The sequence below is a fragment of the Klebsiella quasivariicola genome, from assembly GCF_002269255.1.
Classification (GTDB): Bacteria; Pseudomonadota; Gammaproteobacteria; order Enterobacterales; family Enterobacteriaceae; genus Klebsiella; species Klebsiella quasivariicola.
On record NZ_CP022823.1, the window covers coordinates 1,430,878 to 1,456,660 of the forward strand.

At 54.4% G+C, this 25,783-nt stretch carries 21 protein-coding genes and 2 pseudogenes; 9 read left to right on the top strand and 14 right to left on the bottom strand.

Annotation, left to right across the window (positions count from 1 at the left end):
* Positions 1-37: 37 nt before the first annotated feature.
* From B8P98_RS07275 to B8P98_RS07290, 4 genes and pseudogenes are all read right to left on the bottom strand, one after another.
* Positions 38-1,146 (bottom strand): annotated as a pseudogene (locus B8P98_RS07275) (IS3 family transposase); the annotation flags it as partial.
* A 180-nt stretch (positions 1,147-1,326) separates the two neighbouring features.
* Positions 1,327-2,655 carry an IS4 family transposase gene (locus tag B8P98_RS07280; protein WP_080896980.1) on the bottom strand — a complete coding sequence of 443 codons (1,329 nt, stop codon included), beginning with the start codon at positions 2,653-2,655 and terminating at the stop codon, positions 1,327-1,329.
* Positions 2,656-2,800: 145 nt separating this feature from the next.
* The gene (locus tag B8P98_RS07285; RefSeq protein ID WP_025711504.1) at positions 2,801-4,669 is read right to left on the bottom strand and encodes a sulfatase-like hydrolase/transferase; all 1,869 of its coding nucleotides are present in this window, start codon (positions 4,667-4,669) and stop codon (positions 2,801-2,803) included.
* A complete protein-coding gene (locus B8P98_RS07290; RefSeq protein WP_025711503.1) occupies positions 4,653-5,831 on the bottom strand; it encodes an anaerobic sulfatase maturase in 1,179 nt (392 codons plus the stop codon). Before B8P98_RS07290 ends, B8P98_RS07285 begins: the two co-directional genes overlap by 17 nt.
* A gap of 574 nt (positions 5,832-6,405) precedes the next feature.
* On the opposite strand from B8P98_RS07290, the pseudogene B8P98_RS31565 reads away from it, so the two are divergent.
* Positions 6,406-6,489, top strand: a pseudogene (locus tag B8P98_RS31565) (LysR substrate-binding domain-containing protein); the annotation flags it as partial.
* Between the two features lie 89 nt (positions 6,490-6,578).
* Here B8P98_RS31565 and B8P98_RS07295 read toward each other — a convergent pair.
* The gene (locus tag B8P98_RS07295) at positions 6,579-6,752 is read right to left on the bottom strand and encodes a YfgG family protein (protein ID WP_025711502.1); all 174 of its coding nucleotides are present in this window, start codon (positions 6,750-6,752) and stop codon (positions 6,579-6,581) included.
* A gap of 370 nt (positions 6,753-7,122) precedes the next feature.
* Between B8P98_RS07295 and B8P98_RS07300 the strand changes: the two genes are divergently transcribed.
* On the top strand, positions 7,123-9,351 hold the full coding sequence (locus tag B8P98_RS07300) for a sensor domain-containing phosphodiesterase (protein ID WP_025711501.1): 2,229 nt from the start codon (positions 7,123-7,125) through the stop codon (positions 9,349-9,351).
* A 54-nt stretch (positions 9,352-9,405) separates the two neighbouring features.
* On the opposite strand, the gene ppx is transcribed toward B8P98_RS07300, so the two are convergent.
* From ppx to purM, 4 genes are all read right to left on the bottom strand, one after another.
* Positions 9,406-10,938 carry an exopolyphosphatase gene (ppx, locus tag B8P98_RS07305; protein ID WP_025711500.1) on the bottom strand — a complete coding sequence of 511 codons (1,533 nt, stop codon included), beginning with the start codon at positions 10,936-10,938 and terminating at the stop codon, positions 9,406-9,408.
* A gap of 3 nt (positions 10,939-10,941) precedes the next feature.
* Complete coding sequence (gene ppk1 / locus B8P98_RS07310; RefSeq protein ID WP_002913838.1) at positions 10,942-13,002, bottom strand: polyphosphate kinase 1; 2,061 nt, start codon at positions 13,000-13,002, stop codon at positions 10,942-10,944.
* A 181-nt stretch (positions 13,003-13,183) separates the two neighbouring features.
* Positions 13,184-13,825: a phosphoribosylglycinamide formyltransferase gene (gene purN / locus B8P98_RS07315; RefSeq protein ID WP_087805102.1), complete on the bottom strand. Its 642-nt coding sequence runs from the start codon at positions 13,823-13,825 to the stop codon at positions 13,184-13,186.
* Positions 13,822-14,859, bottom strand: a complete 1,038-nt coding sequence (gene purM, locus B8P98_RS07320) for a phosphoribosylformylglycinamidine cyclo-ligase (RefSeq protein WP_025711497.1) — start codon at positions 14,857-14,859, stop codon at positions 13,822-13,824. Before purM ends, purN begins: the two co-directional genes overlap by 4 nt.
* Positions 14,860-15,122: 263 nt before the next feature.
* Here purM and bglK point away from each other — a divergent pair, with 263 nt between their 5' ends.
* From bglK to B8P98_RS07345, 5 genes are all read left to right on the top strand, one after another.
* The gene (gene bglK, locus B8P98_RS07325) at positions 15,123-16,016 is read left to right on the top strand and encodes a beta-glucoside kinase BglK (RefSeq protein WP_025711496.1); all 894 of its coding nucleotides are present in this window, start codon (positions 15,123-15,125) and stop codon (positions 16,014-16,016) included.
* 9 nt (positions 16,017-16,025) lie between these two features.
* Positions 16,026-17,459, top strand: a complete 1,434-nt coding sequence (locus B8P98_RS07330) for a 6-phospho-beta-glucosidase (protein WP_087805100.1) — start codon at positions 16,026-16,028, stop codon at positions 17,457-17,459.
* 216 nt (positions 17,460-17,675) lie between these two features.
* Positions 17,676-18,302: a uracil phosphoribosyltransferase gene (upp, locus tag B8P98_RS07335; RefSeq protein WP_025711494.1), complete on the top strand. Its 627-nt coding sequence runs from the start codon at positions 17,676-17,678 to the stop codon at positions 18,300-18,302.
* 86 nt (positions 18,303-18,388) lie between these two features.
* Entirely contained in the window at positions 18,389-19,675 is a 1,287-nt protein-coding gene (gene uraA, locus B8P98_RS07340) for a uracil permease (protein WP_080896860.1), read from the top strand.
* A gap of 98 nt (positions 19,676-19,773) precedes the next feature.
* A complete protein-coding gene (locus B8P98_RS07345; RefSeq protein ID WP_020947395.1) occupies positions 19,774-20,475 on the top strand; it encodes a DnaA inactivator Hda in 702 nt (233 codons plus the stop codon).
* On the opposite strand, the gene B8P98_RS07350 is transcribed toward B8P98_RS07345, so the two are convergent.
* From B8P98_RS07350 to bepA, 3 genes are all read right to left on the bottom strand, one after another.
* On the bottom strand, positions 20,472-21,383 hold the full coding sequence (locus B8P98_RS07350; protein WP_087805098.1) for an Rpn family recombination-promoting nuclease/putative transposase: 912 nt from the start codon (positions 21,381-21,383) through the stop codon (positions 20,472-20,474). The genes B8P98_RS07345 and B8P98_RS07350 overlap by 4 nt on opposite strands.
* A 127-nt stretch (positions 21,384-21,510) precedes the next feature.
* The gene (arsC, locus tag B8P98_RS07355) at positions 21,511-21,870 is read right to left on the bottom strand and encodes an arsenate reductase (glutaredoxin) (protein ID WP_087805096.1); all 360 of its coding nucleotides are present in this window, start codon (positions 21,868-21,870) and stop codon (positions 21,511-21,513) included.
* Positions 21,871-21,879: 9 nt separating this feature from the next.
* Complete coding sequence (bepA, locus tag B8P98_RS07360; RefSeq protein WP_025711490.1) at positions 21,880-23,343, bottom strand: beta-barrel assembly-enhancing protease; 1,464 nt, start codon at positions 23,341-23,343, stop codon at positions 21,880-21,882.
* Between the two features lie 51 nt (positions 23,344-23,394).
* On the opposite strand from bepA, the gene B8P98_RS30745 reads away from it, so the two are divergent.
* On the top strand, positions 23,395-23,511 hold the full coding sequence (locus tag B8P98_RS30745; protein WP_042929118.1) for a hypothetical protein: 117 nt from the start codon (positions 23,395-23,397) through the stop codon (positions 23,509-23,511).
* Positions 23,512-23,565: 54 nt separating this feature from the next.
* Positions 23,566-24,630, top strand: a complete 1,065-nt coding sequence (locus B8P98_RS07365; RefSeq protein WP_025711489.1) for an AI-2E family transporter — start codon at positions 23,566-23,568, stop codon at positions 24,628-24,630.
* A 61-nt stretch (positions 24,631-24,691) separates the two neighbouring features.
* Here B8P98_RS07365 and bcp read toward each other — a convergent pair whose 3' ends face one another.
* Complete coding sequence (gene bcp, locus B8P98_RS07370; protein ID WP_025711488.1) at positions 24,692-25,162, bottom strand: thioredoxin-dependent thiol peroxidase; 471 nt, start codon at positions 25,160-25,162, stop codon at positions 24,692-24,694.
* Between the two features lie 3 nt (positions 25,163-25,165).
* Entirely contained in the window at positions 25,166-25,732 is a 567-nt protein-coding gene (locus B8P98_RS07375) for a glycine cleavage system transcriptional repressor (protein WP_002913804.1), read from the bottom strand.
* Between the last annotated feature and the right edge of the window lie 51 nt (positions 25,733-25,783).

The following is a 25,783-nucleotide window of genomic DNA, read 5'->3' on the forward strand; positions in this document are numbered from 1 at the left end:
TGTCGCGAATTGCTTAAGCGTATTCCAAACCTATTCTCTATTCAATAAGATTTATATACCCAATAAGCCTCAATGTAAATAGACTCGTTTTAGTCCCGTGCATTTTTTGAGTTTCAGCCAAATTATAGTGCTGTCGGTATTCCTCCAGTGTCATACTGTTCAGCGATTCATGCGGACGTTCACAGTTGTATTCTGATAACCATTTTCCCGTCATTTCACGTACTTCATTCAGCGTTCTGAACAGATAAAAATCGAGTATTTCTTTACGATATGACCTGTTAAAACGCTCAATGAAAGAGTTTTGTTTCGGCTTACCCGGCTGGATAAGCTCTAGTTTACTGTATGCTTCTCTGTCCATTCAGCCAGCGCCAGAGAGATAAATTCCGGACCATTTTCCATGCGCAGCATGACCGGATAACCGCGGTTTTCCGCGATCATGTCGAGCACACAGACTACTCGCGGAGATGGCAGATTCAGATCTATTTCAATCGACAACGCCTCACGGTTAAAGTCATCAACGACATTGAACGTGCGAAAACGACGGCCACAGGTCAGCACATCATGCATAAAATCGGCAGACCAGCTCTGGTTCAGCGTTTTCGGCGTAGCCAGTGGTGAGGGATTGCGTACCTGCAGCTGTTGTTTGCCCTTACGTCAAAAATCAGCTTCAGCAGACAGTAAATACAGTAAAGCCTTTTGTGATTCCGCGGGTATCCCTGCCGTAGCAGAACCTGGTAAAGCTTCGGAAAACTGTATCGTGGGTATTGCTCAGCCGCTGCCTGCAGGGCGGCAATAATGGGTTCATCACGCGTGGTATCCGGGTGGTAATGGTAAGCCGTTCTGCTTAGATTGAGACTCCGGCAGGCCTGACGAATATTGAGTCCGAACGTCGTTACGAGATGAGTGAACAGCTCACGCTTAAAGGCTGGTTTTAAAGCTTTTTTCGATAACGTCTTTCAGTGCCCGGTTCTCCAGGCTTAGGTCGGCAAATATCTGTTTGAGATGACGATTCTCGTCCTCAAGATCCTTGATTTTTTTAATTTCAGAAGCTTCCATGCCACCGTATCTGGACTTCCAGTTGTACAAGGTGGCTTCAGATATACCGGCCTCTTGGCAGACATGTTTAACGATTCTTCCGACTTCAACCGCTTATCAGGCATTGACGATAGCGATCTCCTTCGTTGGCAGATTGATTATGCCGGATGATCTCTAAATATGAATGGCACGATTATGCGGGATACTTACAAGTTAGTAATAGAATGTGAATAATTCCCGGCGTTAGCTGAATGAAACGAAACCCTCTGTCTCTACAGTAATGCCAGTCAGTTAAGCAACTGACTGGCCCTTTCTCAGGGCGGTGGTGTATTTCTGAGGCCTCTCTTTCACCACCCTTGGGAAGACCCTTTCCCTCCTTATCGGTAACTTGACTAACTGCCCCATACTTTCAAGATCACGCATCAACTCCGGGATACGACCCGGTGAAGCGCCCTGCAACGTCATTAGCATCCGCATCACCATCCCGCAGGACTCTGAGAAGCTCAGCTGATTTGGCCAGTATCCTTTCAGTTGCCCTGCCATTTTAATCATCTGATATCTCACCAGATTATAAGCCAGCAACACGCCCCACAACTCCTGCTCCACAAGCTCCGGCTTTTTACTTCTCAGTGTCAACCTGCTCAGTTGCATCGTCTGCTTTATCTCCCGGTAACCCAGCTCAATTTCCCAGCGATAGCTATACAGATCCGCCATTTCCCCGCCGGGGTAGCGCATGGCGTCCGTCATCGACGTCAGCAGATGGCAGACTTTTCCTTTGCGCGTGATGGTCAGCAGGCGGGCTGTCATCTCATTTCCCAGACCCGGCCACTTTTTTCGTGCCTGCGGGCTGGTTTTCAGCTTCACCAGGTGGTCGCCTTTACCCAGTTTTCTGACCTCTTCGTACTGCGCGCCTTTTTTCAGAGGGATCAGCCAGTGCCGGTGTTCTCCCGCCTGGTTCCATGCGTTCAGCAGACCCAGTGAGTAATAGCCTTTATCCATTAGCGTCAGGGTGTTATCGCCGGTTTGCTCTATAAGTTTCTCCGCGAGCGCATTTTCGCTGTCTTTCATCGTGCCGAAGGCTGCTGCCGTCAGCAGATGGCTGGTCAGCTCCATCTGGCAGACCATTTTAACCTGTGGGTAGAGTGCCGGGTTTCCGCCATGCGTCTGGCGGGGGAAGGCGATATCGTTCTCTGGTGTGTCCGGTGTGCGCCAGAACACACCATCAATGGCCAGCAGGGTCAGGCCGCACCAGTGTGGATGCGGCGTGGCGTTATGCCAGAGCTGTGCTGTCTGCGAGAATACGCGGCGGACGGCTTCGCTTCCCAGACGCTGACGGGCCTGGATCACCGCGCTGGGGGCGACGAAGGGACGACTGCCCGGCAGCATGATGTCCAGACGGTTGACGATCTGATGAAGGGGTTCTTTACGTTCAAGCGCCATGCCGACAATGCACCAGACCATCATTTCCAGCGGCAGGCGACGCTTGCGCAGGGTGACGGTACCGGCTTCGGCCAGACAGCGGGAAATGAGTTCCGGGTCCAGATAGTCGCCCAGAGAAGTCAGTGGGTTACGCAGAGAATCGTAACGGGATACCAGATCAAGAGCCTGTCCAATGTGCATAAAAAAATCCGGAAACGGGTGAGCATTTCCGGATTCTTACACAGCCACTGGATCGATCAACTGATCCTTAACTGATCGGCATTACTGTCTCTACAGAGGGTTTTTTTATCGACTACATCACCTGATTTCTGCTGAGCGGCGTGCGCTAATCGCGCATATATTGATGCATCTGGGCCGCCGTCAGATCCCACTGGCCGCCTTCAAAGGGGGGCATATAGCTGCCATCATCTTCGCCAATCTCTGCGGCAATGAGTTGATTGAGTTTATCGTTCATTCTCATTAACAGATCCCGGTACTTCTCTGGCTCTCTGGCGAGGTTATGATTTTCTTCGGGGTCGTTAACCAGATCGAAAAGTTCAACATCATTATTCTCCAGCAGCTCAGCCAGGGTAGCAGGAATATGATGCTGCTTTAGCGAAAAGTAGCGGGCAAATTTATAGTGTCCATCGTTGATCATCCTGATCCCTGAGCGATGGGAAAAATCAGGATGGAGTGACGCGATCGCTTTTTTAAATTGATCGTGCGGCAGCTTTTCTCCAGCCAGCTTTCTGAATTTTGCCGTGTATTGTGCATCCATATACAGGATCATGCCGTAACAATAAAGCGAACCCGGACGCAGCGCATTTAAGCCCGCTTGCTCAGGATGCGCCAGTAAGGGGCTCATATCCCGGCCTTTTCTGCCCTCCAGCACTTTCTCTCGCAGCGAGCGATCGCGTCCAGTCAGGCCAATCAGTGTCGGTACTAAATCCAGATGATTAGTTAAACTATTGCAGCGGATATTTCCCGGATACGCCGGATGGCGGATGATCATTGGCACATGGATCTGCTCTTTATACACCGAGGAACCTTTACCATGCATCTGATGAGAGCCTCCGAGTTCCCCATGGTCGGCGGTAAAGACGATGATGGTATTTTGCGTCAGTTGAAGATTATCAAGTTCATTGAGGATCGCCTCAAGATGCTGGTCGTTATCGCGAATACAGTTGAAATAATAATCCAGTAATTTGCGCCAGCGCCGGTCTTCATCCGGGAACTGTCCCTCCATCACCGCCCTGGCATTCTGGTACTCTTTATGGGCGGCAGGTCTGCCTGGCTCGTCCAGGGGTTGATGGCGATTCGCAGGCAGCGGATAGTCTGGCCAGCTTTGCTGATAGATTTGGTTGTGTGGGGGTTGGGTTGGCAGCAGGGTGTGGTTTTCTTTATCCATTGGGCCTTTCCACTGCACCTGCTCGCCATGCTCATCGGTGTCGATAAACATCACATCGTGGGGGTTAACCAGGTTTACTGCCGCGAACCAGGGCTTATTTTCATCATTCAGCGGGCGGCCAGTGTTACGTAGCCAACTAATGGTCTGCCCCGTGGTGACTGAGTCAAAGAAATAGCCGCCCTTACTTTTACCAATCACATCGCCAATGCCGTGATAATCAGAGAAACCATACTTTTCCATAATTTGATGCAGTCGCGGCGTCGGGATATCGCCCAGGTCCATTTCTTCTACCGATTGACCGGCGACTGGCTGATCGATCTCCCGGGTAAGATGCCATTTCCCTTTATACGCGGTGTAATAACCCAGCTCACGCATCATGTGGCCCACCGTGCGTAATTCAGGATCCAGATCGTAATTCATCCACGGGAAGCCAAGATTATCGAACATCCTGGTGTGCGGCATATGCAGGCCGGTGTACATGACAGAGCGCGATGGTGTACAAACGTTAGCGGTATTCTGATGGTGGGTAAAGGTTATGCCGGTTTTCATCAAGCGCTCCCGGCCTGGCACCGGAAAGGGATACCGATCGAAATAACGTTCCTGATCGCAGGTTATCAATAAAATATTGTAGCCTTCGGGCATTGTGTCTGGGATCTCGCCGGTGAAAGGAATATCCCATTCCGCTTTCGGGGCGGTATTATTTTGCCTGGCGCTTCCCGTTTCTGGTAACAGGCTAACGACAGCAGCAATCCCCAAACCTTTGAGGAGATCGCGGCGATTTCCATCTATTTTATTTGGTTCTTTCATCTTCAGACTCCGTTAATTTTAATATATTTTGCCGAATCTCCGGGATAAGACTCATAATGAGGTTGGGCGGTTGGCAATTTAATAAAAGCCTTCTCATGACATTCATATAGGGCGTGATATGGCGGAAAAAAGTTAAATAACCGTGACACAGAAAGTTCTGCGCCTCGTCGTCATGCGTCAAAATACGGTGTTTAGGGCATCCCCCGTGACAGGCAAAGCGCCAGTGACAGCCCTGACAGCGGGCAGAGAGTTGGGCTTTTCGCTTCCCGAACTGTTGCTGAAATGGCGAGTTCGCCATCGCCGCCATCGCATCCTGCTTCAGATTACCCAGCTTATATTCCGCAGAAACAAAGTGATCGCAGCTGTACACATCGCCGTTTTGCTCCACCAGTAAACTCTGCCCGCATACAGGTTGCATCGTACAGAGCGTGGCGGGCTGGCCGGCCCACACGCCGAGCAGATTATCGAAATACTGGATAAATACCTTGCCGACATCATTTTCCAGCCAGTCGTCGAAAACACTGCTCAGAAATTTGCCCCAACCCGCAGGGGTAACTGACCAGGGAGCAGAGGGGGCTACGAGAGGAATAAACTGTAGATGATGGAGATGTAGTTCACGACTCAGGCAGCGATAGAGGCTTTTTCCCTGGCTTTCCGACGAACGACTGACCACTACCATGGCATTAATCGGGACGTTATGCCGCTGCAGGCAATCTATGGCCTGCACGACTCTTGTCCAGGAGGGTTTTCCGCAGCGTGTCGTACGCCAGGTGTCGTGGAGAGACGCAGGGCCGTCAATGGATAATCCGACCAGAAATCCGTGGCGGCGCAAAAAGCGAGCCCATTTATCGTTCAGCAAGATGCCGTTTGTTTGCAGGCTATTAGCGATAGTTTTGTTACCGCGATAACGCTGCTGGAGGTTAACCACTTTTTCAAAAAAATCCAGACCGCATAGAGTGGGTTCGCCGCCCTGCCAGCAGAACTCCACGTTTTCTGCTGGGGTTGATAAAATGGTGTTGTGAATGTACGCCTCCAGCGTGCGGTCGTCCATGGCGGTATCCCCGGGACGGGGGACCTCGTTTTCCAGATAGAAACAATACCGACAGGCCAGATTACATCTGTTGCCACCGGGTTTTGCTACGGTATTAAAATTAGCGCCCATTCTTTGCTATGCTCGTACGTTTTCGACGAAGAAAGAGTAAAGCTAATAGTGTTTCCGGAGGTGTGGTTATTGTTACCGATGGCAACTGGCTTTATTTTTGGGTTCATTATGCAAGCGAAAAATACAGTAGGTATCGTTATTTTTCGCGATGCGAGGGTAAATGCTTATATTTCAGCGAATCGATCGCCGTTATTAATGATTATTATGAATATTATCATGGTGAGTAATTTGCATGGTGAATGAATTTATGCCATATCGCTAAACGCGCAGGCGGAGATATCACGGTGCACTGTGAATGTGTCATTTCTTGTTCTGGCAACCCGTTTTTTATTATCGATTGGTCAGTGGCCGTTGTTGACTATTTTTCAACACGTTCGGCCTGCACGTTACTCGCTCCATGCACCCGTGCCAGTCACCGGCAGCCTGCAGGTGCTTCAGCTGGAGCCGTTTTTACAGACCGGCGGTGAACGTGAGGGGGACGACCGGCAATATGCTGGATAGCATCCGGGCGGTGGAGGTGAACCAGCTCTGGCTCGGGTTGGTTACCCTGCCTGTGCCGCGGCGGTTTCGATAGCTGGCGATCGTCATGCGTCAGGACAAAATCGTGACAAAAGGTATCGTGGCATTACTACGCCTGCTGCAGGCCGTTCGCGTATGAATCGCGGGTGGCAAAACAGACCTCAACAGAGATGTTGCATTGAAAATGGGCTCAGTCTGCGGAGGACGCTTTCCGTCTCAGATGAAGGGCTACTCGCGGGCAGTGGGCTCGACGGTAAGCGTTGACTCCTGCGAGGCTTTTTTATCCTGATGATGGTACCAGGCGCCGATGGAGGAGTAGACAAAACGTCCAAAGAAGAAGAGAAAGCTGATAAGCAGTACGATACGGGTCATGCGACGGTTAAATCGATGTCGTTTGCGCATACTGGGTGCCTGACTCACAAAAGGTTCCTTGAAGTATACCCGAAGATGGGCGATGGGGGTATTAAGGCACAGGAACGAGGTGGGGTCAATTGATGCAGATGTAAAAGTGCCGCAGTGAAAACATTAATTAATGTTATATAAGATAATCATCGTATTTACATGCTCACTTTATTAGCCGTGAAACGAGGTAAAAATAAGTTTTATTAATGTTGGTGTCGATATTTGTTGATTTATATCAACTGACTCATTCTCTTGACCACTAAAATCAGCGGACATTACCGTATCGTTATTACTTTTACGGTCAGCATGGGGTGGTTGGATGCCTGCCTGAATATGCCTCGCGGGAGCAGAGGCTCTCTGTAGAGCACCTATGAATTTATTAAAATACTATCAACAATATCGTGACAAATGGTGGGCCTTGCCGCTTATCCTGCCAACGCTGTTATTACCTCTTGCCAGATGGGCGAATACATTTACCATGCTGAATGGTCATATGGTATTCCTGTATTATCTTCCCCTGGCGCTGGTTCTCAGCCTGATGATGTTTTTTGGCTGGGCGGCAATTCCGGGCATTATTATCGGCCTGTTGTTAACTCTGGCCAACGGCATGGCGCCCGAGCAGGCGATAGGCATGTTATTCCATTTTCTCATTCCCTGCGTGCTCTGCTGGGGCGGATACCGTATTTTTGTACCGCGACGCCAGCAGGTTTCGCATGGTAACGTCAAACTGATGCCGCATCGTCTGTTCTGGCAAATGCTACTCCCCTCGGTCATTTTTCTGATTCTGTCCCAGATCGCCGAATATCTGGGCCTTCATCCGCGCACGACGGAGATGACCGGCATTACGCCGTTTAGTTTACGGTCGTTAATTACCTTTCAGGCGCTGATGGTGGGATGTCTGACGGGGGTACCGTTGTGTTATTTGCTGCTGCGGATCATTCGTAATCCTTTTCATGTTCGCGGCTTTATTTCGCAAATTCGGTTACAAATTGATCCAAAAATAAAAAAGCTGGAAATCTTTTGCTGGGTGGCAATATTAATTTTGTTGCTCGGGTTATTATTGATGCCATTAAATAATACCAGCACAATATTTAGCACGAATTATACATTGTCATTGCTTATGCCTGTGATGCTCTGGGGGGCGATGCGTTTTGGCTATCGCTTTATCTCGCTGATCTGGACGCCAGTGCTGATCACCGTAATTCATTTTCATTACCGCTATTTACCGGTGTATCCGAGCTATAACACACAGCTGGCAATCACCTCCTCAAGCTATCTGGTATTTTCGTTTATTGTTGCCTATACGGCGATGCTGGCGACACAGCAGCGGTTGATCTACGCTCGCGTCCGGCAGATGGCATTCCTTGACCCGGTCGTACACATGCCTAATCTGCGGGCGTTGAGCCGGGCGCTCAACAGTACGAGCTGGTCGACGTTGTGTTTTCTACGTATTCCTGAACTGGAGCTGCTGGGGCGCCATTACGGCGTATTGTTACGCATTCAGTATAAGCAAATGCTGGCGAACCACCTGAGCGCGCTGCTGCAGCCTAATGAGGCGGTTTATCACCTTGCCGGCCATGATTTAGTTTTTCGCCTCAACAGTGAGGGGCACCAGGCACGCATTCACTTAATTGACCGTTCCCTGCGGCAGTTTCGTTTTCACTGGGATGGGGTTCCCCTGCAGCCGCGGATTGGCATGAGCTACTGCAACGTTCGTTCGCCGGTCAAGCATCTGTATCTGCTGCTTGGTGAGCTGAACACCATTGCCGACATGTCGCTGGCCAGCGGTCATCCGGAAAATATGCAGCGCCGTGGCGCCGGTCATGTTCAGCAGGATCTGAAAGATAAAGTCGTGATGATGAACCGCATCCTCAAGGCGCTGGAACAAGACCATTTTGTCCTGATGGCGCAGCCTATTCAGGGCATTCGTGGCGATCGCTACCACGAAGTTTTGCTGCGAATGCAAGGAGAGTCGGGTGAACTGATCGGGCCAAACGCGTTCCTGCCGGTGGCGCACGAATTTGGCCTTTCCTCACGAGTGGATCAGTGGGTCATCAAGCACACGCTGGACTTTATGGATACCAACCGGCAGGCGCTGCCTGGCCTGCGGCTTGCGGTCAATCTCTCTCCTGTTTCTCTGAGCCGCAGCCAGTTTCCCCGGGAGGTGGAAGATCTGCTGCAGACTTACAACATAGAGCCCTGGCAGATTATTTTCGAGCTAACCGAGAACTATGCGCTCAGTAACCCGGAACTGGTCTGTCAGACATTAGAGCATCTGCGGGCGTTGGGCTGCCGGGTGGCGATTGATGATTTCGGTACTGGCTACGCCAGCTATGCTCGCCTGAAAACCATGAACGTCGACATCCTGAAGATTGACGGCAGCTTTATTCGCAATCTGCTTGCCAGCAGTCTCGATTACCAGGTGGTGGACTCTATTTGTCGTCTGGCGCGCATGAAGAACATGCAGGTGGTGGCCGAATATGTGGAGTCGCCGGAGATACGCCAGGCGGTAATCGAGTTGGGGATCGATTATATGCAGGGTTATGATATCGGCGTACCGGTTCCCCTGGCGCAACTGGCGGAGGGGATGACCGCCTGAAGTAATAAAAAGCCGGGCGCGATGGCCCGGCTCTGATGATATCCACCGATTTGGTCAGGCGTCTGGCTCTTCTTCAGCGATCTTCAGCAGCCACTCAGGCACGCCTTCCCAGTACTGCTGCTCTTTTTCCAGATCCAGCAGCACCAGCGCGTTCTGGCTAAACCAGTCGTGCGGAAACGTCAGCGTCCAGTGGTGAGCTTCCGTTTGCAGCCGCAGGGTTGGCGGTGTCGTGGTGGCCTGACGCTGGTTATTCAGCAGCACGCCCAGGCGCAGCAGCTGGATCAGCGGCAGAAACTGCTTTTTCCTGAACAACGTAAAGCGCGGCAGGTCGTCGAGTTTTATCGCTTTGCGATGATAGCGCACCAGGGTGGCCATCAGCATCTGCTGCTCCTGGTTGAAACCCGGCAGGTCGCTGTTCTGCAAAATATAGGCCGAGTGGCGATGCATGCCGCTGTGGTTGATATTCAGTCCCACCTCATGGAGCATCACCGCCCACTTCAGCAGCGCCGCGAGGTGCGGATTGGCCAGCTTGGGATTCTGCTCCTGCCACTGCTCGAGCATATGGGTGGTGGTTTCCAGCACCCGGCGCGCCTGTTCGCGATCGATATTGTACTGATTCGCCAGGCTCTGTGCTGTACGGCTGCGAATATCCTGATGGCGGAAGCGGCCTTCCATTTCGTACAGCACGCCTTCGCGCAGCGCCCCATCGGACAGACGAAGCTCTTTAATGGCCAGCGCGTCAAACACGCCGCACAGAATCGCCAGCCCGGGGGCAAAGACCGCTTTGCGATCTTCAGAGAGACCGGGCAGACTGAGCGCGTCGAAGTTTTTATGCTTTAACAGCTCACTGACCAGCATTTCGAGGCGCTCTGGCGTTATAAATCCGTCCTTCTCACCCATGGCCACCAGTACTTCCTGCGCGGCTTTGATGGTGCCGGAGGCGCCCAGCGCCACGGTCCAGCCCTGAATACGGAACTGCCAGGCCAGCGTCTCCAGCTTCTGGACCGCCGCCAGGCGAGCACGCTGGAAATTCTCTTTGTTGATGGTTCCGCCGGGGAAGTAGGCCTGCGAGAAGCTCACGCAGCCCATGCGGCGGCTTTCTACCAGCCGGGGCTCGAAATCTTCACCGATAACCAGCTCGGTTGAACCACCGCCGATGTCAATCACCAGTTTGCGTCCGCGTTCCGGCTGCGTATGCTCAACGCCCATAAAAATCAGGCGCGCTTCTTCATTACCGGAGATGATCTCGATCGGGTAGGGGATCACTTTTTCAGCGCGTTTAAGAAACTCTGCCGCGTTGGTCGCCTGACGCAGCGTATGCGTTCCGACGATGCAAACGCTGGAGGGGGAGAACCCCTGCAGACGTTCGGCAAACAGCGACAGGCAGTTCAGCCCGCGGGTCATGGCTTCTTCGCTCAACACCGAGTTTTCATCGAGGCCATCGGCCAGATGTACGCGTTGTTTCAGGCGTCCAATGATCTGCATGGCGCCATCGACGACACGGGCGATCACCATATGAAAACTGTTCGAACCAAGGTCGACCGCAGCGAATTCCTGCGGCCGAGGGGTTTTTTCGTTTAGTGGCATAGGTTAGTCGGGTTGTTCGAGTGATTTGAGATAATCGTAAATCGCCATTTGTGCGCGTACTTTACGGCGATTGCCGCGCGGCACATAGCGATTACTCAGTTCTTTATCAAGATAGCGCGCTTTTACCGTATCGTTGAACAAGATATCAAAAATATCCAGTACCCGCTGCTTCAGACGTGGATCAAGCAGGGGAGCGGCAACTTCAATACGATAATCAATATTACGCGTCATCCAGTCGGCAGAGGAGAGCCAGACCTGTTTATCGCCACCATTTTCAAAACAGTAGACCCGGTCGTGCTCCAGGAAACGGTCGACAATGCTGATGACGCGAATATTTTCACTGATACCTTCCAGTCCAGGGATCAGCGAGCACATGCCGCGGATCAACAGATTGACCGGCACGCCGGAGCTGGAGGCGGCGTACAGTCTGTCCACCAGCCCTTTATCCACCAGGTTGTTCAGCTTCAGCGTAATCCCGGACGGTTGCCCGTTCTGCGCATTGGCGATCTCGCGGTCGATCATCTCATACAGCAGACGGCGCGAGTTCTGCGGCGACACCAGCAGGTAATCGAAGCTTACCGGGCGGTAGGGGTTTTCGATAAAGTTAAACACGCGGCGGACTTCATTGGTAATGCGCGCATCGGCGGTTAACAGTGAATAGTCGGTGTAGATCCGCGCGGTCTTTTCGTTGAAGTTTCCGGTGCCGATGTGGGCGTAGCGCACCACTTCATCGCCTTCCTTACGTGAGATAAGGAACAGCTTGGCGTGGATCTTCAGCCCCGGCGCGGAGAAGATCACGTGGACCCCCGCTTCCGTCAGGCGTTTCGCCCAGTGAATGTTGGCTTCTTCATCGAAGCGCGCCTGCAGCTCCACCACCACGGTCACTTTTTTACCGTTGTGGGCGGCGTGGATCATCGCGTCGATGATGCGCGAATCCTTGGCCACCCGGTAGATGTTGATTTTGATCGCCAGTACGCTGGGGTCGAACGAGGCCTGGCGCAGCAGCTCCAGCACGTGCTCAAAAGTGTGATAGGGGTAGTAGAGCAGCACATCGCGTTCGCGAATGGCGTCGAAGCCGTTGCGGAATTTATCAAACCACAGATGACGCAAACGCGGCATGGGTTTATTCACCAGATTGGCCTTACCGACATTCGGGAAACCGATAAAGTCTTTAAAGTTGTGGTAGCGACCACCCGGCAGCATTGAGTCATAGTTGGAAATGGAGAGCTTATCACGCAGCATTTCGACCATCGCGTCCGGCATATCGCGCTGGTAGACGAAGCGAACCGGCTCGGCGGTCAGGCGCTGCTTGAGGCTGGAAGACATCAGCTCCATCAGGCTCGACTCCATTTCATGCACCAGATCGTACTCGGCGTCACGGGTCATCTTCATCGAGTAGGCGTTCAGCGCATCGTAATCGAAGAAGCCTTTAAAAATATCATCCAGGCAATAGCGCAGGATGTTATCCAGTAAAATCATCGGTTTGCGACGGCGCGGCGCTTCCGGCGGCAGATTCACGAAGCGCGGCACTTTATCTGACGGGATTTCCAGCAGGGCATAGTTGATGTTTTCCCCGCGGATAATCTCCACCGCCAGATAGGTGTAATCATCTTTCAGAAACTGCACGAGGTCGGTTTCACGGTTAATCAGGATCGGCGAGATGTGCTGGCGTAAATACTGCTTGAAGTAGTTGCGCAGCCAGGCCTGCTGATTGACGGACAGCTGACGTTCGTTGATGAGGAAAATCTGGTTACGCGCCATCTCCAGCAGCAGTTCGTTGTACAGACTATCAAATTCCTGGTCGGCCTTCAGAACCCGGGCCTGAATTTTGCCTAACAGGTGGCGAGAATGGGCGGTACTGCCTTGTTCTTCACTGATAATAATCCGCCGCTTAAGCTCGGCGAAGCGTACTTTGTAAAATTCATCAAGGTTGTTGGAGTAGATCCCTAAGAAGCGCATGCGCTCAATCAGCGGGTTACTCTTGTCCGCCGCTTCCTGCAGCACGCGCTCGTTAAAAGACAACCAGCTGAGTTCTTTTTCGATGTATAGCTTTTCCTGGCCCATTACCGCTCACACTCCGTTTTACTCACAGGACGTAGACTATTATGACGAATTTTTCTGCATAGCGATTTACTGTGTCACAACAATATGACAGTAAGAAGAAATATTTCTGTGAGATGATTGATTAATAAACAATTTTAATGAAAAAAAAAAGCCCCGCGGTGTGGAAACGCAGGGCTGGGGTTTATTCTTCGGCGGCATAACCCTGGGGGGGAAGCTGTCGCTCATCCAGCCAGGCGTGGTTGCCTTCCATACGCAGACGCCCATCGACGAACCAGCTAATGACCAGCGGATAAATGGCATGTTCCTGGGTCTGAACCCGCGCCGTGACCTCATCTTCGCTATCGCCGGCGAAGACCGGCACTTTGGCCTGCAGGATAACTGGCCCACCGTCGAGCTCATCGGTGACGAAATGCACCGAGGTGCCGTGCTCCTCGTCACCGTTCTCCAGCACCTGGCGATGGGTGTGCAGGCCAGGGTACTTCGGCAGTAACGAAGGATGAATATTGAGCAGGCGTCCCTGATAGTGGCTGACGAATGCCGGGCTGAGGATACGCATATAGCCCGCCAGTACCACCAGATCCGGGGCGTAGGCGTCGATTTCATGCATCAGCTGACGATCGAACGCTTCCCGGTCGGCAAACTGACTTTGCGCCAGTGCATGGGCTGGAATGCCGGCCGCGCGCGCGCGCTCAAGGCCGAACGCATCGGCCTTGTTACTGAATACCGCACGCAGGGTGCCGTTTATCTGTTTCCGGCCGCAGGCGTCGATGATCGCCTGCAAATTGCTGCCGCTACCGGAAATCAGCACCACGATGTTTTTCATGCAATGACCACACGCTGTTCGGAATCGGAGGCTTTGATATACCCGATTTTCCACGCGCTTTCACCTTTCTCGTTCAGCAGAGCAATCGCTTTGTCCGCTTCCGCTGCCGGCAGGGCAATAACCATCCCCACGCCGCAGTTAAAGGTGCGGTACATCTCATGCTGGCTGACGTTACCCGCGGTTTGCAGCCAGTTGAAGACGGATGGCCACTGCCAGGAGGACTCATCAATCACCGCCTGGGTGTTGTCCGGCAGCACACGCGGGATGTTTTCCCAGAAGCCGCCGCCGGTCAGGTGGGCGATAGCGTGGACGTCGACGCTGGCGATCAGATCGAGCACCGATTTCACATAGATGCGGGTCGGCGCCAGCAGATGGTCGGCCAGCGGTTTGCCGTCAAGGTCGGTGGTCTGCGGGTCGACGCCGCTGACTTCGATAATTTTACGTACCAGCGAGTAGCCGTTGGAATGCGGGCCGCTGGAGGCCAGCGCCACCAGCACGTCGCCGTCGGCCACTTTGCTGCCGTCGATGATTTCTGATTTTTCCACCACCCCGACGCAGAAACCCGCTACGTCGTAATCGTCACCGTGATACATCCCTGGCATCTCAGCGGTTTCACCCCCTACCAGCGCGCAACCGGACTGCAGGCAGCCTTCGGCGATGCCGTTAATGACGCTGGCCGCGGTATCGACGTCCAGTTTACCGGTCGCGTAATAATCCAGGAAAAACAGCGGCTCAGCACCCTGAACCACCAGGTCGTTCACACACATAGCGACCAGATCGATGCCGATAGTGTCGTGACGCTTCAGATCCATTGCCAGACGCAGCTTGGTACCGACGCCGTCGGTGCCGGAGACCAGTACCGGCTCGCGGTATTTCTGCGGCAGTGCGCACAGCGCGCCGAATCCGCCCAGTCCCCCCATCACTTCCGGGCGACGGGTTTTCTTCACCACGCCCTTAATACGGTCGACGAGAGCGTTGCCTGCATCAATATCCACGCCGGCATCTTTATAGCTGAGAGAGGTTTTATCGGTCACTGCGAAGTCTCCACGCGTTTGCGGTAAGCAAGAAAAATCGGCGCAATTCTAACAGGGAAAGCAAACGTTTGCGAGCCTGCTTTACAGTTGGCGTAAAACCGCTGATGAATGGTTAAATTTGATACTGCTCACGAAAATGAAACCGGGTACAGTCTTGTGCTTGCCTCAGCGTAAAGGAATCCTCATCATACGACTGAAACCGGTTTCTGTGGTGATTCGCCGCGCGTTAGATCGGTTATTTATGCACGCCAGGGGAGGGATGAATGGAGATTGCGGCATTTGATATTGGTGGCACCGCGTTAAAGATGGGCGTGATGGCTCAGGACGGCAGGCTGCTGGAAACCGCGAAGCAGTCAATCAATGACAGCGATGGTGAGCACATCTTACAGACGATGCTGTCGTGGCTGGCGGCTCATCCCTCTTGCGGCGGTATCGCCGTTAGCGCGCCAGGCTATGTCGACCCGCATAGCGGCTTTATCACCATGGGCGGCGCTATTCGTCGATTTGATAACTTCGCCATGAAAGCGTGGCTCGAGGCCCGAACAGGGCTGCCGGTCGCGGTGGAAAATGACGCTAACTGTGTGCTGCTGGCCGAGCGCTGGCAGGGCAAAGCGGCAGAGATGGCCAATTTTCTGGTACTCACCATTGGCACCGGCATTGGTGGGGCGATTTATTGCCAACACCAGCTGATCCACGGGGCGCGTTTTCGTGCCGGCGAATTCGGCTATATGCTCACCGACCGTCCCGGCGGACGCGATCCTCGTCGCTATTCGATGAATGAGAACTGCACCCTGCGGGTGCTGCGCCATCGCTATGCGGAACATATTGGCGCGCCGCTGGACAGTGTGACTGGCGAAATGATTTTCGACCGTTATGACGCCGGCGACCCGGCCTGCCAGCGACTGGTCGCCGAGTTCTTCAATGGCCTCGGTCAGGGCCTCTATAACCTCGTCAATATCTTCGATCCGCAGACCATATTTATCGGCGGCGGCATTGTGGAACGTCCAGGGTTTCTGGCGCTGCTAAAGGAGCATCTGGCCTGGTTCGGCATTGCCGACTATCTCGATACCGTCAGTCACGGCAACGATGCCGGCCTGATTGGCGCGGTTTACCATTTCAATCAGCACTATCGTTCGCCTGGCGACGATCGACATTAGGGAGAGACTATGTCCGGATTTAAAGAAGGTTTTCTGTGGGGCGGCGCGGTTGCGGCGCATCAGTTAGAGGGCGGCTGGCAGGAAGGTGGCAAGGGGATCAGCGTCGCGGACGTGATGACCGCTGGCGCTCACGGCGTGCCGCGGGAAATCACTGACGGGGTGGTGGCGGGGAAAAACTACCCGAACCATGAGGCGATCGATTTTTATCATCGTTACCCGGAGGACCTGGCGCTGTTTGCCGAGATGGGCTTCAAATGTTTCCGCACCTCGATTGCCTGGACGCGTATTTTCCCGCAGGGCGATGAGCTGGAGCCGAACGAGGCTGGCCTGCAGTTTTACGATGATCTGTTCGATGAGTGTCTGAAACACGGTATTGAGCCAGTCATTACGTTGTCGCATTTTGAAATGCCTTATCACCTGGTCACCGAGTACGGCGGCTGGCGCAACCGCAAGCTGATCGACTTTTTCGTGCGTTTCGCCAGGGTCGTCTTCACCCGCTATCAGCATAAAGTGAAGTACTGGATGACCTTTAACGAGATCAACAACCAGGCCAACTTCCATGAGGACTTTGCCCCCTTCACCAACTCCGGCCTGAAGTATTTACCGGGTGAAGACCGGGAGCCGGTGATGTACCAGGCTGCCCATTATGAGCTGGTAGCCAGCGCCCTGGCGGTAAAAGCGGCGCGTGAGATCAATCCGGCGCTGCAGATTGGCTGCATGATCGCTATGTGTCCGATCTACCCGCTGACCTGCGCGCCGGACGATATGATGATGGCGATGAACGCCATGCACCGTCGTTACTGGTTCACCGACGTCCACGTGCGTGGCCGCTACCCGCAGCATCTGCTCAACTATTTTGCCCGCCGCGGCTTTACCCTCGATATCACCGAGGCCGATCGCCAGGCGCTAACCGAGGGCTGTGTCGACTACATTGGTTTTAGCTACTATATGTCGTTCGCCACCAAAGCCACCGAAGATAACCCCTTGCTCGACTATGATGAAACCACCAGCCTGGTCTCCAACCCGTATGTGAAAAAGTCGGACTGGGGATGGCAGATTGATCCGGTTGGCCTGCGCTATTCGCTGAACTGGTTCTGGGATCACTACCAGTTGCCGCTGTTTATTGTCGAAAATGGTTTTGGCGCGATCGATGTCCGTGAAGCGGACGGCAGCGTCAATGACCAGTATCGTATCGATTATCTCTCCGCCCATATCGCGGAGATGAAAAAGGCGGTGGTCGAGGATGGTGTCGACCTGATGGGTTACACTCCGTGGGGCTGCATCGATCTGGTTTCCGCCGGGACGGGGGAAATGAAAAAACGCTACGGCTTCATTTATGTCGATAAAGATAATGAAGGGAACGGCACGCTGGCCCGTAGCCGGAAAAAGTCGTTTGCCTGGTATCAGCAGGTGATTGCCAGCAACGGGGAGAACCTGTCGTAGTCGGGTGGCGCTAACGCTTAACCGACCTACAATACACGTAGGCCCGCGTAAGCGTATGGACTGCACCCGCAGCTAAGCCGGAGCCTCGCCTCCGGTTTTTTTGTCTCTAAATCACTTTGCTTGATATACGTCAAGCAAGATGGGTATGGCCTAATCCGAAAAAAGCGGTATAATCCCGCGATTTTTTTTGTGGCTGCCCCTCAGAGGAGAAAGAGAATGAAGATTGTGGAAGTCAAACACCCACTCGTCAAACACAAGCTGGGCCTGATGCGCGAGCACGACATCAGCACCAAACGCTTCCGTGAACTCGCCTCAGAAGTGGGCAGCTTACTGACTTATGAAGCCACCGCCGATCTGGAGACTGAGAAAGTCACTATTGAAGGCTGGAACGGTCCGGTGGAAGTCGAGCAGATCAAGGGCAAGAAAATTACCGTTGTGCCTATCCTGCGCGCCGGCCTCGGCATGATGGAAGGGGTGCTGGAGCACGTGCCGAGCGCGCGTATTAGCGTGGTCGGTATCTATCGCAACGAAGAAACCCTCGAGCCGGTGCCTTACTTCCAGAAGCTGGTGTCCAACATTGATGAGCGTATGGCGCTGGTGGTTGACCCGATGCTGGCCACCGGTGGGTCGATGATCGCCACAATCGATCTGCTGAAAAACGCCGGCTGCTCCAGCATCAAGGTGCTGGTACTGGTGGCGGCACCGGAAGGGATTGCCGCGCTGGAGAAAGCGCACCCGGACGTTGAACTGTACACCGCCTCTGTCGATAAGGGGCTGAATGAACATGGATACATCATTCCCGGCCTCGGCGATGCCGGCGACAAGATTTTTGGAACGAAATAATCGAATAACGATAAATAAGCCGACTTTGAGAGTCGGCTTTTTTTTGAATAAAACACACATAACTAACCATCTCAGAGGAAAACATTATGACGCGCCGTGCTATCGGGGTTAGTGAAAGACCGCCGCTTTTACAGACTATCCCGCTTAGTTTGCAGCACCTGTTCGCCATGTTTGGCGCAACGGTGCTGGTGCCAATCCTGTTCCACATTAACCCGGCCACCGTCCTGCTGTTCAACGGCATCGGTACGCTGTTGTACCTCTTTATCTGTAAAGGAAAAATTCCCGCCTATCTCGGATCGAGTTTCGCCTTTATCTCCCCGGTGCTGCTGCTGTTGCCGCTGGGCTACGAAGTGGCGCTGGGCGGCTTTATTATGTGCGGCGTCCTGTTCTGCATCGTCTCCTTTATTGTCAAAAAAGCGGGTACCGGCTGGCTGGATGTGATGTTCCCGCCGGCGGCGATGGGCGCCATCGTGGCGGTTATCGGCCTCGAACTGGCGGGCGTGGCGGCTAATATGGCTGGGCTGCTGCCAGCCGACGGCCAGTCACCGGACAGTAAAACCATTATTATCTCGATGGTGACGCTGGCGGTGACGGTGTTCGGCTCCGTGCTGTTCCGCGGCTTCCTGGCAATTATCCCGATCCTGATCGGCGTGCTGGTGGGCTATGCGCTGTCGTTTGTGATGGGCGTGGTCGATACCACCCCGATCGCCGAGGCGCACTGGTTCGCGCTGCCGACTTTCTACACCCCGCGCTTTGAGTGGTTTGCTATCTTCACCATTCTGCCTGCCGCGCTGGTGGTGATTGCCGAGCACGTGGGGCATCTGGTGGTGACCGCCAATATCGTTAAGCGCGATCTGATCCGCGACCCGGGCCTGCATCGTTCGATGTTTGCCAACGGCCTGTCGACGATCGTTTCCGGCTTCTTCGGTTCGACGCCCAACACCACCTACGGGGAAAATATCGGTGTGATGGCGATTACCCGGGTCTACAGCACCTGGGTAATCGGCGGCGCGGCGATCATTGCGATTCTGCTCTCCTGCGTCGGCAAACTGGCGGCGGCTATCCAGATCATCCCGGTGCCGGTGATGGGCGGCGTGTCCCTGCTGCTGTACGGGGTGATTGGCGCCTCGGGGATCCGCGTACTGATTGAATCGAAGGTGGATTACAGTAAAGCGCAGAATCTGATCCTCACCTCCGTGATCCTGATCATCGGCGTTAGCGGCGCTAAAGTGCACATTGGCGCCGCCGAGCTGAAAGGGATGGCGCTGGCGACCATCGTGGGCATCGCACTCAGCCTGATTTTCAAGCTTATCAGTGTCCTGCGTCCGGAAGAGGTGGTCCTCGACGCGGCGGATAGCGAAGAGGTTAAATAACGATCTCCTGACCGGGCGGCGATCCCGCCCGGTTCTCTCCGGACCTAAATCTGTGGTAAACTCTTCGCGTTTTTCTGTAAGCCTATGTTGAGGTCCATCTGAACGCACCGGCACAGCTCTCTTTGCCACTGTATCTTCCTGACGACGAAACCTTCGCGAGTTTCTGGCCGGGTGATAATCCTTCCCTACTTGCTGCCCTCCAGAACGTACTACGCCAGGAACACAGCGGGTACATTTATATCTGGTCACGTGAAGGGGCAGGTCGCAGCCACCTGTTACACGCCGCCTGCGCGGAGCTTTCCCAGCGCGGGGATGCGGTGGGCTATGTGCCGCTGGATAAACGGACGTGGTTTGTGCCGGAGGTGCTGGAGGGGATGGAACAGCTGGCGCTGGTCTGCATCGATAACATCGAGTGCGTCGCCGGCGATGAGCCCTGGGAGATGGCTATCTTTAATCTCTACAACCGGATCCTGGAATCAGGCAAAACCCGGCTGCTGATCACCGGCGATCGGCCGCCGCGGCAACTGAATCTTGGTCTGCCGGATCTCGCCTCACGGCTGGACTGGGGGCAAATCTACAAGCTGCAGCCGCTGTCCGATGAAGACAAACTGCAGGCGCTGCAGCTGCGCGCCAGACTTCGCGGCTTCGAAATGCCGGAAGACGTGTGCCGCTTCTTGCTAAAGCGACTGGATCGCGAGATGCGCTCGCTGTTTATGACCCTCGACCAGCTGGATCATGCGTCAATTACCGCTCAGCGTAAGCTGACCATCCCCTTCGTGAAAGAGATCCTTAAGCTTTAGTCCGTCAGCGGGGGCAGCTCCAGCTCCGTCAGCCCGGTTAACCGGGCGACCAGGTCGCGCGGAAGGCCGCTGTGTAGCATGGCGGCGGCGATACGTTGCGCCTCTTCTTTTCGGCCTTCCTGACGGCCTTGCGCCAGCCCCCGCTCCAGCCCTTGTTGTTCCAGATATTCCGCAATCGTCATCAACGTCTCCTTGTGCTGCGGCGTACGTAACGCCAGTTCGCGAATGAACTTGATTGGCTCGCGCGTATTGCCTGCCTGTACCAGATAGTGCATCAGGGCTTGTACCTGCGATTGCGTCGCCAGTCCAGTCAATAATAATTCGCTGAGCTTGTCGAGGAGCTGCGCCAGATCGCGTTGTCGAATATGTTTTTGCAGTAACTCCAGCGTCGCCATGCGCTGGTGGGTGGCAATATCGTCATCCGGAATAACGGTAATGTCCGCCAGCGGAAACGCTTCGTGATAAAGGCGGCTGGCCAGTTCCGGGGCGGCGAATTCATCGAGCCAGCGAAGAGAGAATGGATAAGGGCTTACCAGGCCATGGTAGAAGAGGACAGGGATCACCAGCGGCAGGCGATCGTGGCCGGCATCGAGATGGCGCTGCATGGCGGCAATGGCGTAGCGCATTAGACGAAAGGCCATATGCCGGTCGGGCGTGCTCTGGTGTTCGATCAGCGCATAAATATAGCCATCTCCCGCCGTGGTTTTCAGGGAATACAAAATGTCGGCATAAAAAGGACGCAGATCGTCTTCGACAAAATGTCCTGACTCGAGATGCAGCGTACGCAGATCGCACACCTCAAGCAGCGTCTTGGGCAGATACAGTTGCAGGAAATCACGGGCGGTTTCGGGATGGGAGAGGTAGGTCTTAAATACGGCGTCATGGGGCGTGGGGGTCGGTTTTTTCATGTTCATCCGTCCAGTGGATTGCGTGATGGATGAACACTAACACCGCCCGGCGGGCGCGCGGGATTGGCGTGGAAGATCTGGAATCAGCCACGTAAAAAAAGCGCCGCGAAAGTGCGGCGCGGGTGGGTTAGCTCACGATCTCGAGGACCTGCTCCGGCGGCCGGCCAATACGCGCCTGGCCGCGGCTGACGACGATCGGGCGTTCGATGAGCTTCGGATTATCGACCATGGCCTGAATCAGCGCTGCGTCGCTAAGCGCCTGGTCGGCAAGATTGAGCGATTTGTACAGATCCTCCTTCTGACGCATGAGCTCGCGAGGGCTCTCCATACCCAGCAGCTGCAGCAGCTGACGTAGCGTATCGGCATTCGGCGGGGTGTCAAGATAGAGCACCACCTCGGGATCGATGCCGTGACTCTGCAGCAGGCTTAGCGTTTCGCGGCTCTTGGAGCAGCGTGGGTTATGGTAAATTTTTACCACGTCGGTCATGGGGTCTCCTTACATTTTTTGATAGGGACGGAAGCGAGCCTGCAGATCGCGTAGCTGATCGATACGGGCATCGTAACGCGCCTGCTGCAGGCTACCGAGTTTCACCTGCGAGCTGGCGCTGCTGAGCAGGGAAATCGCCTGCTCCAGCTGGCCGACCAGCGCCATGCTTTCTGCCCGCGCCGCCAGCTCCTGGTCACGATTGCCCAGCGCGCCTTCCGCCTGGGCAAGCAGATCCCAGCCGTTGCCATCCTCTTTATAGGTAAAGGTATACCGATTCAGGATGGTCGCCGCTTCCCCGGGCTGTCCGCCCTGCAGTAAGGCGTTGGCCAGGTTCAGCTGCAGCACCGGATTCGTGCGTAGCTCGCGAGCATTTTTAAGGCGATTGATGGCGTCGCTGGTTTTCTTCTGCCCGAGGTCGATATCGGTGGCCAGGTCGAGATACCAGGCGTTTTGCGGGTCGGCGCTGAGCAGCGGCTGCAGCGCTTTGCGTGCCTGGTCAAAGTTATTGCTTTCCATCGCCAGCAGGGCGCGGCCATACTGCGCAGCATGCTGCTGACGGATATTGCCTTTATCCCAGGCGCTCAGCAGATCGGTGCCCAGTTTATTGTCACCGTTGGTGTACATCCCGAGGGTGCGCGCTTTCGCCAGATAGAAGTCTGCGGAGGATTGCACTACCACCGGGCGCATCTGGTTGGCGCGGTTACGGGCATCGGCAAGCCGGCTTTCCGGCAGGGGGTGAGTGAGCAGCATTTCCGGCGGCCGCGTCGAATAGCGCGACTCATCAAGCAGTTTGCCCATAAACATCGGCATGGCCTGCGGGTCAAATCCGGAACGCTGCAGAACCTGAATACCAATCCGGTCGGCTTCTTCTTCATTTTGTCGGGTGAAGCTGATCATGCCCTGCTGAGTACCGGCCAGCGTGCCGGTCAGCGCCGCCATCCCGGCCTGCGGGCTGGCCATCGCCAGCAGAATTGAACCCAGCGCGCCGACCCAGGTCAGCGGCGCATTGCGTTTCTGATCTTCCATTGCGCGGGCGAGATGCCGCTGGGTCACGTGGGAGATTTCGTGCGCCATGACAGAGGCCAGTTCGCTCTCATTATCAGAGTAGCGGAACAGGGCAGAGTGGAGGACCACGTTGCCGCCGAAGAAGGCGAAGGCGTTGATCTGGTCGTTATTAATCAAATAGAAATGGAACGGGGTGCGTACCGAGTTGGCGTGTGCCACCAGACGCATACCCAGTCCGTTGATATATTGCACCAGCAGAGGGTCGTTGATCAGCGGCGCGCTGCCGCGCAGCTGGCGGACGTAGTAGTCTCCCATCTGCATTTCCTGACCAATTGACAACGTGCTTCCTGCGGAGGTCCCCATGTCCGGCAGGGTATCTGCGGAGTCAGCAAAAGCAGGGCCTATCGAACCCAGCGTCAGCGACGCGATCACGGTCGCCACCAGCGTTTTCTTCAACTGCCTGAACATAACCTCTGTCCTGTAATGTGGGTGTGCCAGTTTGACCGATTGTGCGGCGTAATGTTCCCTGGCCGCATCCCAGCGAGTTTAGCTGGCGTTGGGCGCATTGAAAATATGTTCTTAATGGCGGAGAAAGGTTTGTCTGCGGCGCATCAAAAAGCGAAGTCTTTTTTGTGACATTTCGATACAATTCCCCGGATTGTCGCCGCGTTGCCCTTCAGGGAAGGTTTTATGCTTGAGATGTTAATGCAGTGGTACCGCCGTCGCTTCAGCGACCCTGAGGCGATAGCGCTGCTGGTTATTCTGCTTGCCGGTTTCGGCATCATGTTCTTTTTTAGCGGCCTGCTGGCTCCGTTACTGGTCTCTATCGTGCTGGCCTATCTGCTGGAGTGGCCGACCGTACGTCTGGAGCGCATCGGCCTGTCGCGCACCTGGGCGACTTCGCTGGTGCTCATCCTTTTTGTCGGCATTTTGCTGCTGCTGGCCTTTGTGGTGCTGCCGGTGGCCTGGCAGCAGGGGATCTATCTCATCCGCGATATGCCGGGCATGCTCAACAAGCTTTCTGATTTCGCCGCCACGCTGCCGCGGCGCTATCCGGCGTTAATGGATGCCGGCATTATCGATGCGATGGCGGAAAATATGCGCACCCGGATGCTGACGGTGGGCGACTCGGTAGTGAAGTACTCTCTGGCCTCGCTGGTGGGGCTGCTCACCCTGGCGGTCTATCTGGTGCTGGTGCCGCTGATGGTCTTTTTCCTGCTGAAGGATAAAGAGCAGATGCTCAACGCGGTGCGTCGCGTGCTGCCGCGTAATCGCGGGCTCGCCGGGCAGGTGTGGAAGGAGATGAATCAGCAGATCACCAACTACATTCGCGGCAAGGTGCTGGAGATGATTGTCGTCAGCGTCGCCACCTGGATAGGCTTTATCCTCTTTGGCCTCAACTACTCGCTGCTGCTGGCGGTGCTGGTGGGCTTCTCGGTTTTGATCCCCTATATCGGCGCGTTTGTGGTGACCATTCCGGTGGTGGGGGTGGCGCTGTTCCAGTTTGGCGCTGGCACCGAGTTCTGGAGCCTGTTCGCGGTCTATCTGATTATCCAGGGGCTGGATGGTAACCTGCTGGTCCCGGTACTGTTCTCGGAAGCGGTCAATTTACACCCGCTGGTGATTATCCTGTCAGTGGTGATCTTTGGCGGGCTGTGGGGATTCTGGGGCGTCTTCTTTGCTATTCCGCTGGCCACGCTGATTAAAGCGGTGGTGCATGCCTGGCCGGACGGTCTGGTGGTCGACGACGACTGAGGTATTCAGGAACAAAAAAGACGCCGGGCGAGGACTTCCTCTCCCGGCGTTTTGCTTTGCATCAGGCGTTTTCTTTCAGCCAGTTCAGCACTACGTCGTGGTGATTGCTGGTTTTGAAGTCATCAAAAACGTGTTCGATTTTGCCATCGGCATCAACGAGGAAACTAATCCGGTGAATACCGTCGTAGGTTTTCCCCATAAAAGTTTTTTCGCCCCAGACGCCAAACTGCTCGCAAACCTGATGATCTTCATCAGACAGCAGCGTGAAGTTCAGCAGTTCTTTTTCCGCAAAACGGGAGAGCTTTTCCGGTTTATCGGTGCTGATGCCCAACACTTCGACTCCGGCTTTTTTCAACTCGTCCATATTATCGCGCAAGCCGCACGCCTGGACGGTGCAGCCCGGGGTCATGGCTTTTGGGTAAAAATAAACCAGGACACGCTGTCCCTGGAAGTCGGTTAAATTTACTTCCTCGCCGTCCTGGTCCGGTAAGCTAAATTTCGGTGCGATATCACCGGCTTTCAGTGGGGTCATGGGTTAAACTCCATCCTGTTCATCATGCTGTGAATAATTAACGATGTTAATACTGCCTTGTGCATTCAGTTCTGTACATAGGGCTTTGAACGCTTGTTCGATATTTGCGGCATTTTGCGTCGCAGGACTGTGGGCAGTTATCTGGATAAAAAGCTGCGCGGAATCACCATCTCCCGGCTGCGTGCGGGACACCAGTTCCGCGATATTCATATTCCATGTATCGCACAGGGCAGTAAAACGCTCGATGATATGCGGTGAGTCCGGCACCTCAACCTGGACCCAGACGGTGTTTGGCATGGCCTGCGGCGGGCGGGCGGTGGTGCGCTTCATCACGATCAACAACTCCAGTTCCGCGCCTTTCAGCGGCAGGGTTGATTCGATCAGGTTAATTGCATTCCACGACCCGGAAAGCAGCATGATAAACGTAAACTCATCACCGAGCATGGCCAGCCGGCTGTCTTCGATATTACAACCGCAGCTGCTGACGTGGCGAGTGATCGTATTCACGATGCCGGGACGGTCAGCCCCCAGGGCGGTAATAACCAGATAGTGTTGTAATGAGGCTGTCAAACCTGTTCTTCCTTTAAAAAGGTGAGGTAACATTAGGAAAGCATAAAAAAA

Bases quoted from the DNA above. Each gene is read 5' to 3' on its own strand.
- B8P98_RS07280 (WP_080896980.1), bottom strand. From the start codon at position 2,655: ATGCACATTGGACAGGCTCTTGATCTGGTATCCCGTTACGATTCTCTG.
- B8P98_RS07285 (WP_025711504.1), bottom strand. From the start codon at position 4,669: ATGAAAGAACCAAATAAAATAGATGGAAATCGCCGCGATCTCCTCAAA.
- B8P98_RS07290 (WP_025711503.1), bottom strand. From the start codon at position 5,831: ATGGGCGCTAATTTTAATACCGTAGCAAAACCCGGTGGCAACAGATGT.
- B8P98_RS07295 (WP_025711502.1), bottom strand. From the start codon at position 6,752: ATGCGCAAACGACATCGATTTAACCGTCGCATGACCCGTATCGTACTG.
- B8P98_RS07300 (WP_025711501.1), top strand. From the start codon at position 7,123: ATGAATTTATTAAAATACTATCAACAATATCGTGACAAATGGTGGGCC.
- ppx (WP_025711500.1), bottom strand. From the start codon at position 10,938: ATGCCACTAAACGAAAAAACCCCTCGGCCGCAGGAATTCGCTGCGGTC.
- ppk1 (WP_002913838.1), bottom strand. From the start codon at position 13,002: ATGGGCCAGGAAAAGCTATACATCGAAAAAGAACTCAGCTGGTTGTCT.
- purN (WP_087805102.1), bottom strand. From the start codon at position 13,825: ATGAAAAACATCGTGGTGCTGATTTCCGGTAGCGGCAGCAATTTGCAG.
- bglK (WP_025711496.1), top strand. From the start codon at position 15,123: ATGGAGATTGCGGCATTTGATATTGGTGGCACCGCGTTAAAGATGGGC.
- B8P98_RS07330 (WP_087805100.1), top strand. From the start codon at position 16,026: ATGTCCGGATTTAAAGAAGGTTTTCTGTGGGGCGGCGCGGTTGCGGCG.
- upp (WP_025711494.1), top strand. From the start codon at position 17,676: ATGAAGATTGTGGAAGTCAAACACCCACTCGTCAAACACAAGCTGGGC.
- uraA (WP_080896860.1), top strand. From the start codon at position 18,389: ATGACGCGCCGTGCTATCGGGGTTAGTGAAAGACCGCCGCTTTTACAG.
- B8P98_RS07350 (WP_087805098.1), bottom strand. From the start codon at position 21,383: ATGAAAAAACCGACCCCCACGCCCCATGACGCCGTATTTAAGACCTAC.
- arsC (WP_087805096.1), bottom strand. From the start codon at position 21,870: ATGACCGACGTGGTAAAAATTTACCATAACCCACGCTGCTCCAAGAGC.
- bepA (WP_025711490.1), bottom strand. From the start codon at position 23,343: ATGTTCAGGCAGTTGAAGAAAACGCTGGTGGCGACCGTGATCGCGTCG.
- B8P98_RS30745 (WP_042929118.1), top strand. From the start codon at position 23,395: ATGTTCCCTGGCCGCATCCCAGCGAGTTTAGCTGGCGTTGGGCGCATT.
- B8P98_RS07365 (WP_025711489.1), top strand. From the start codon at position 23,566: ATGCTTGAGATGTTAATGCAGTGGTACCGCCGTCGCTTCAGCGACCCT.
- bcp (WP_025711488.1), bottom strand. From the start codon at position 25,162: ATGACCCCACTGAAAGCCGGTGATATCGCACCGAAATTTAGCTTACCG.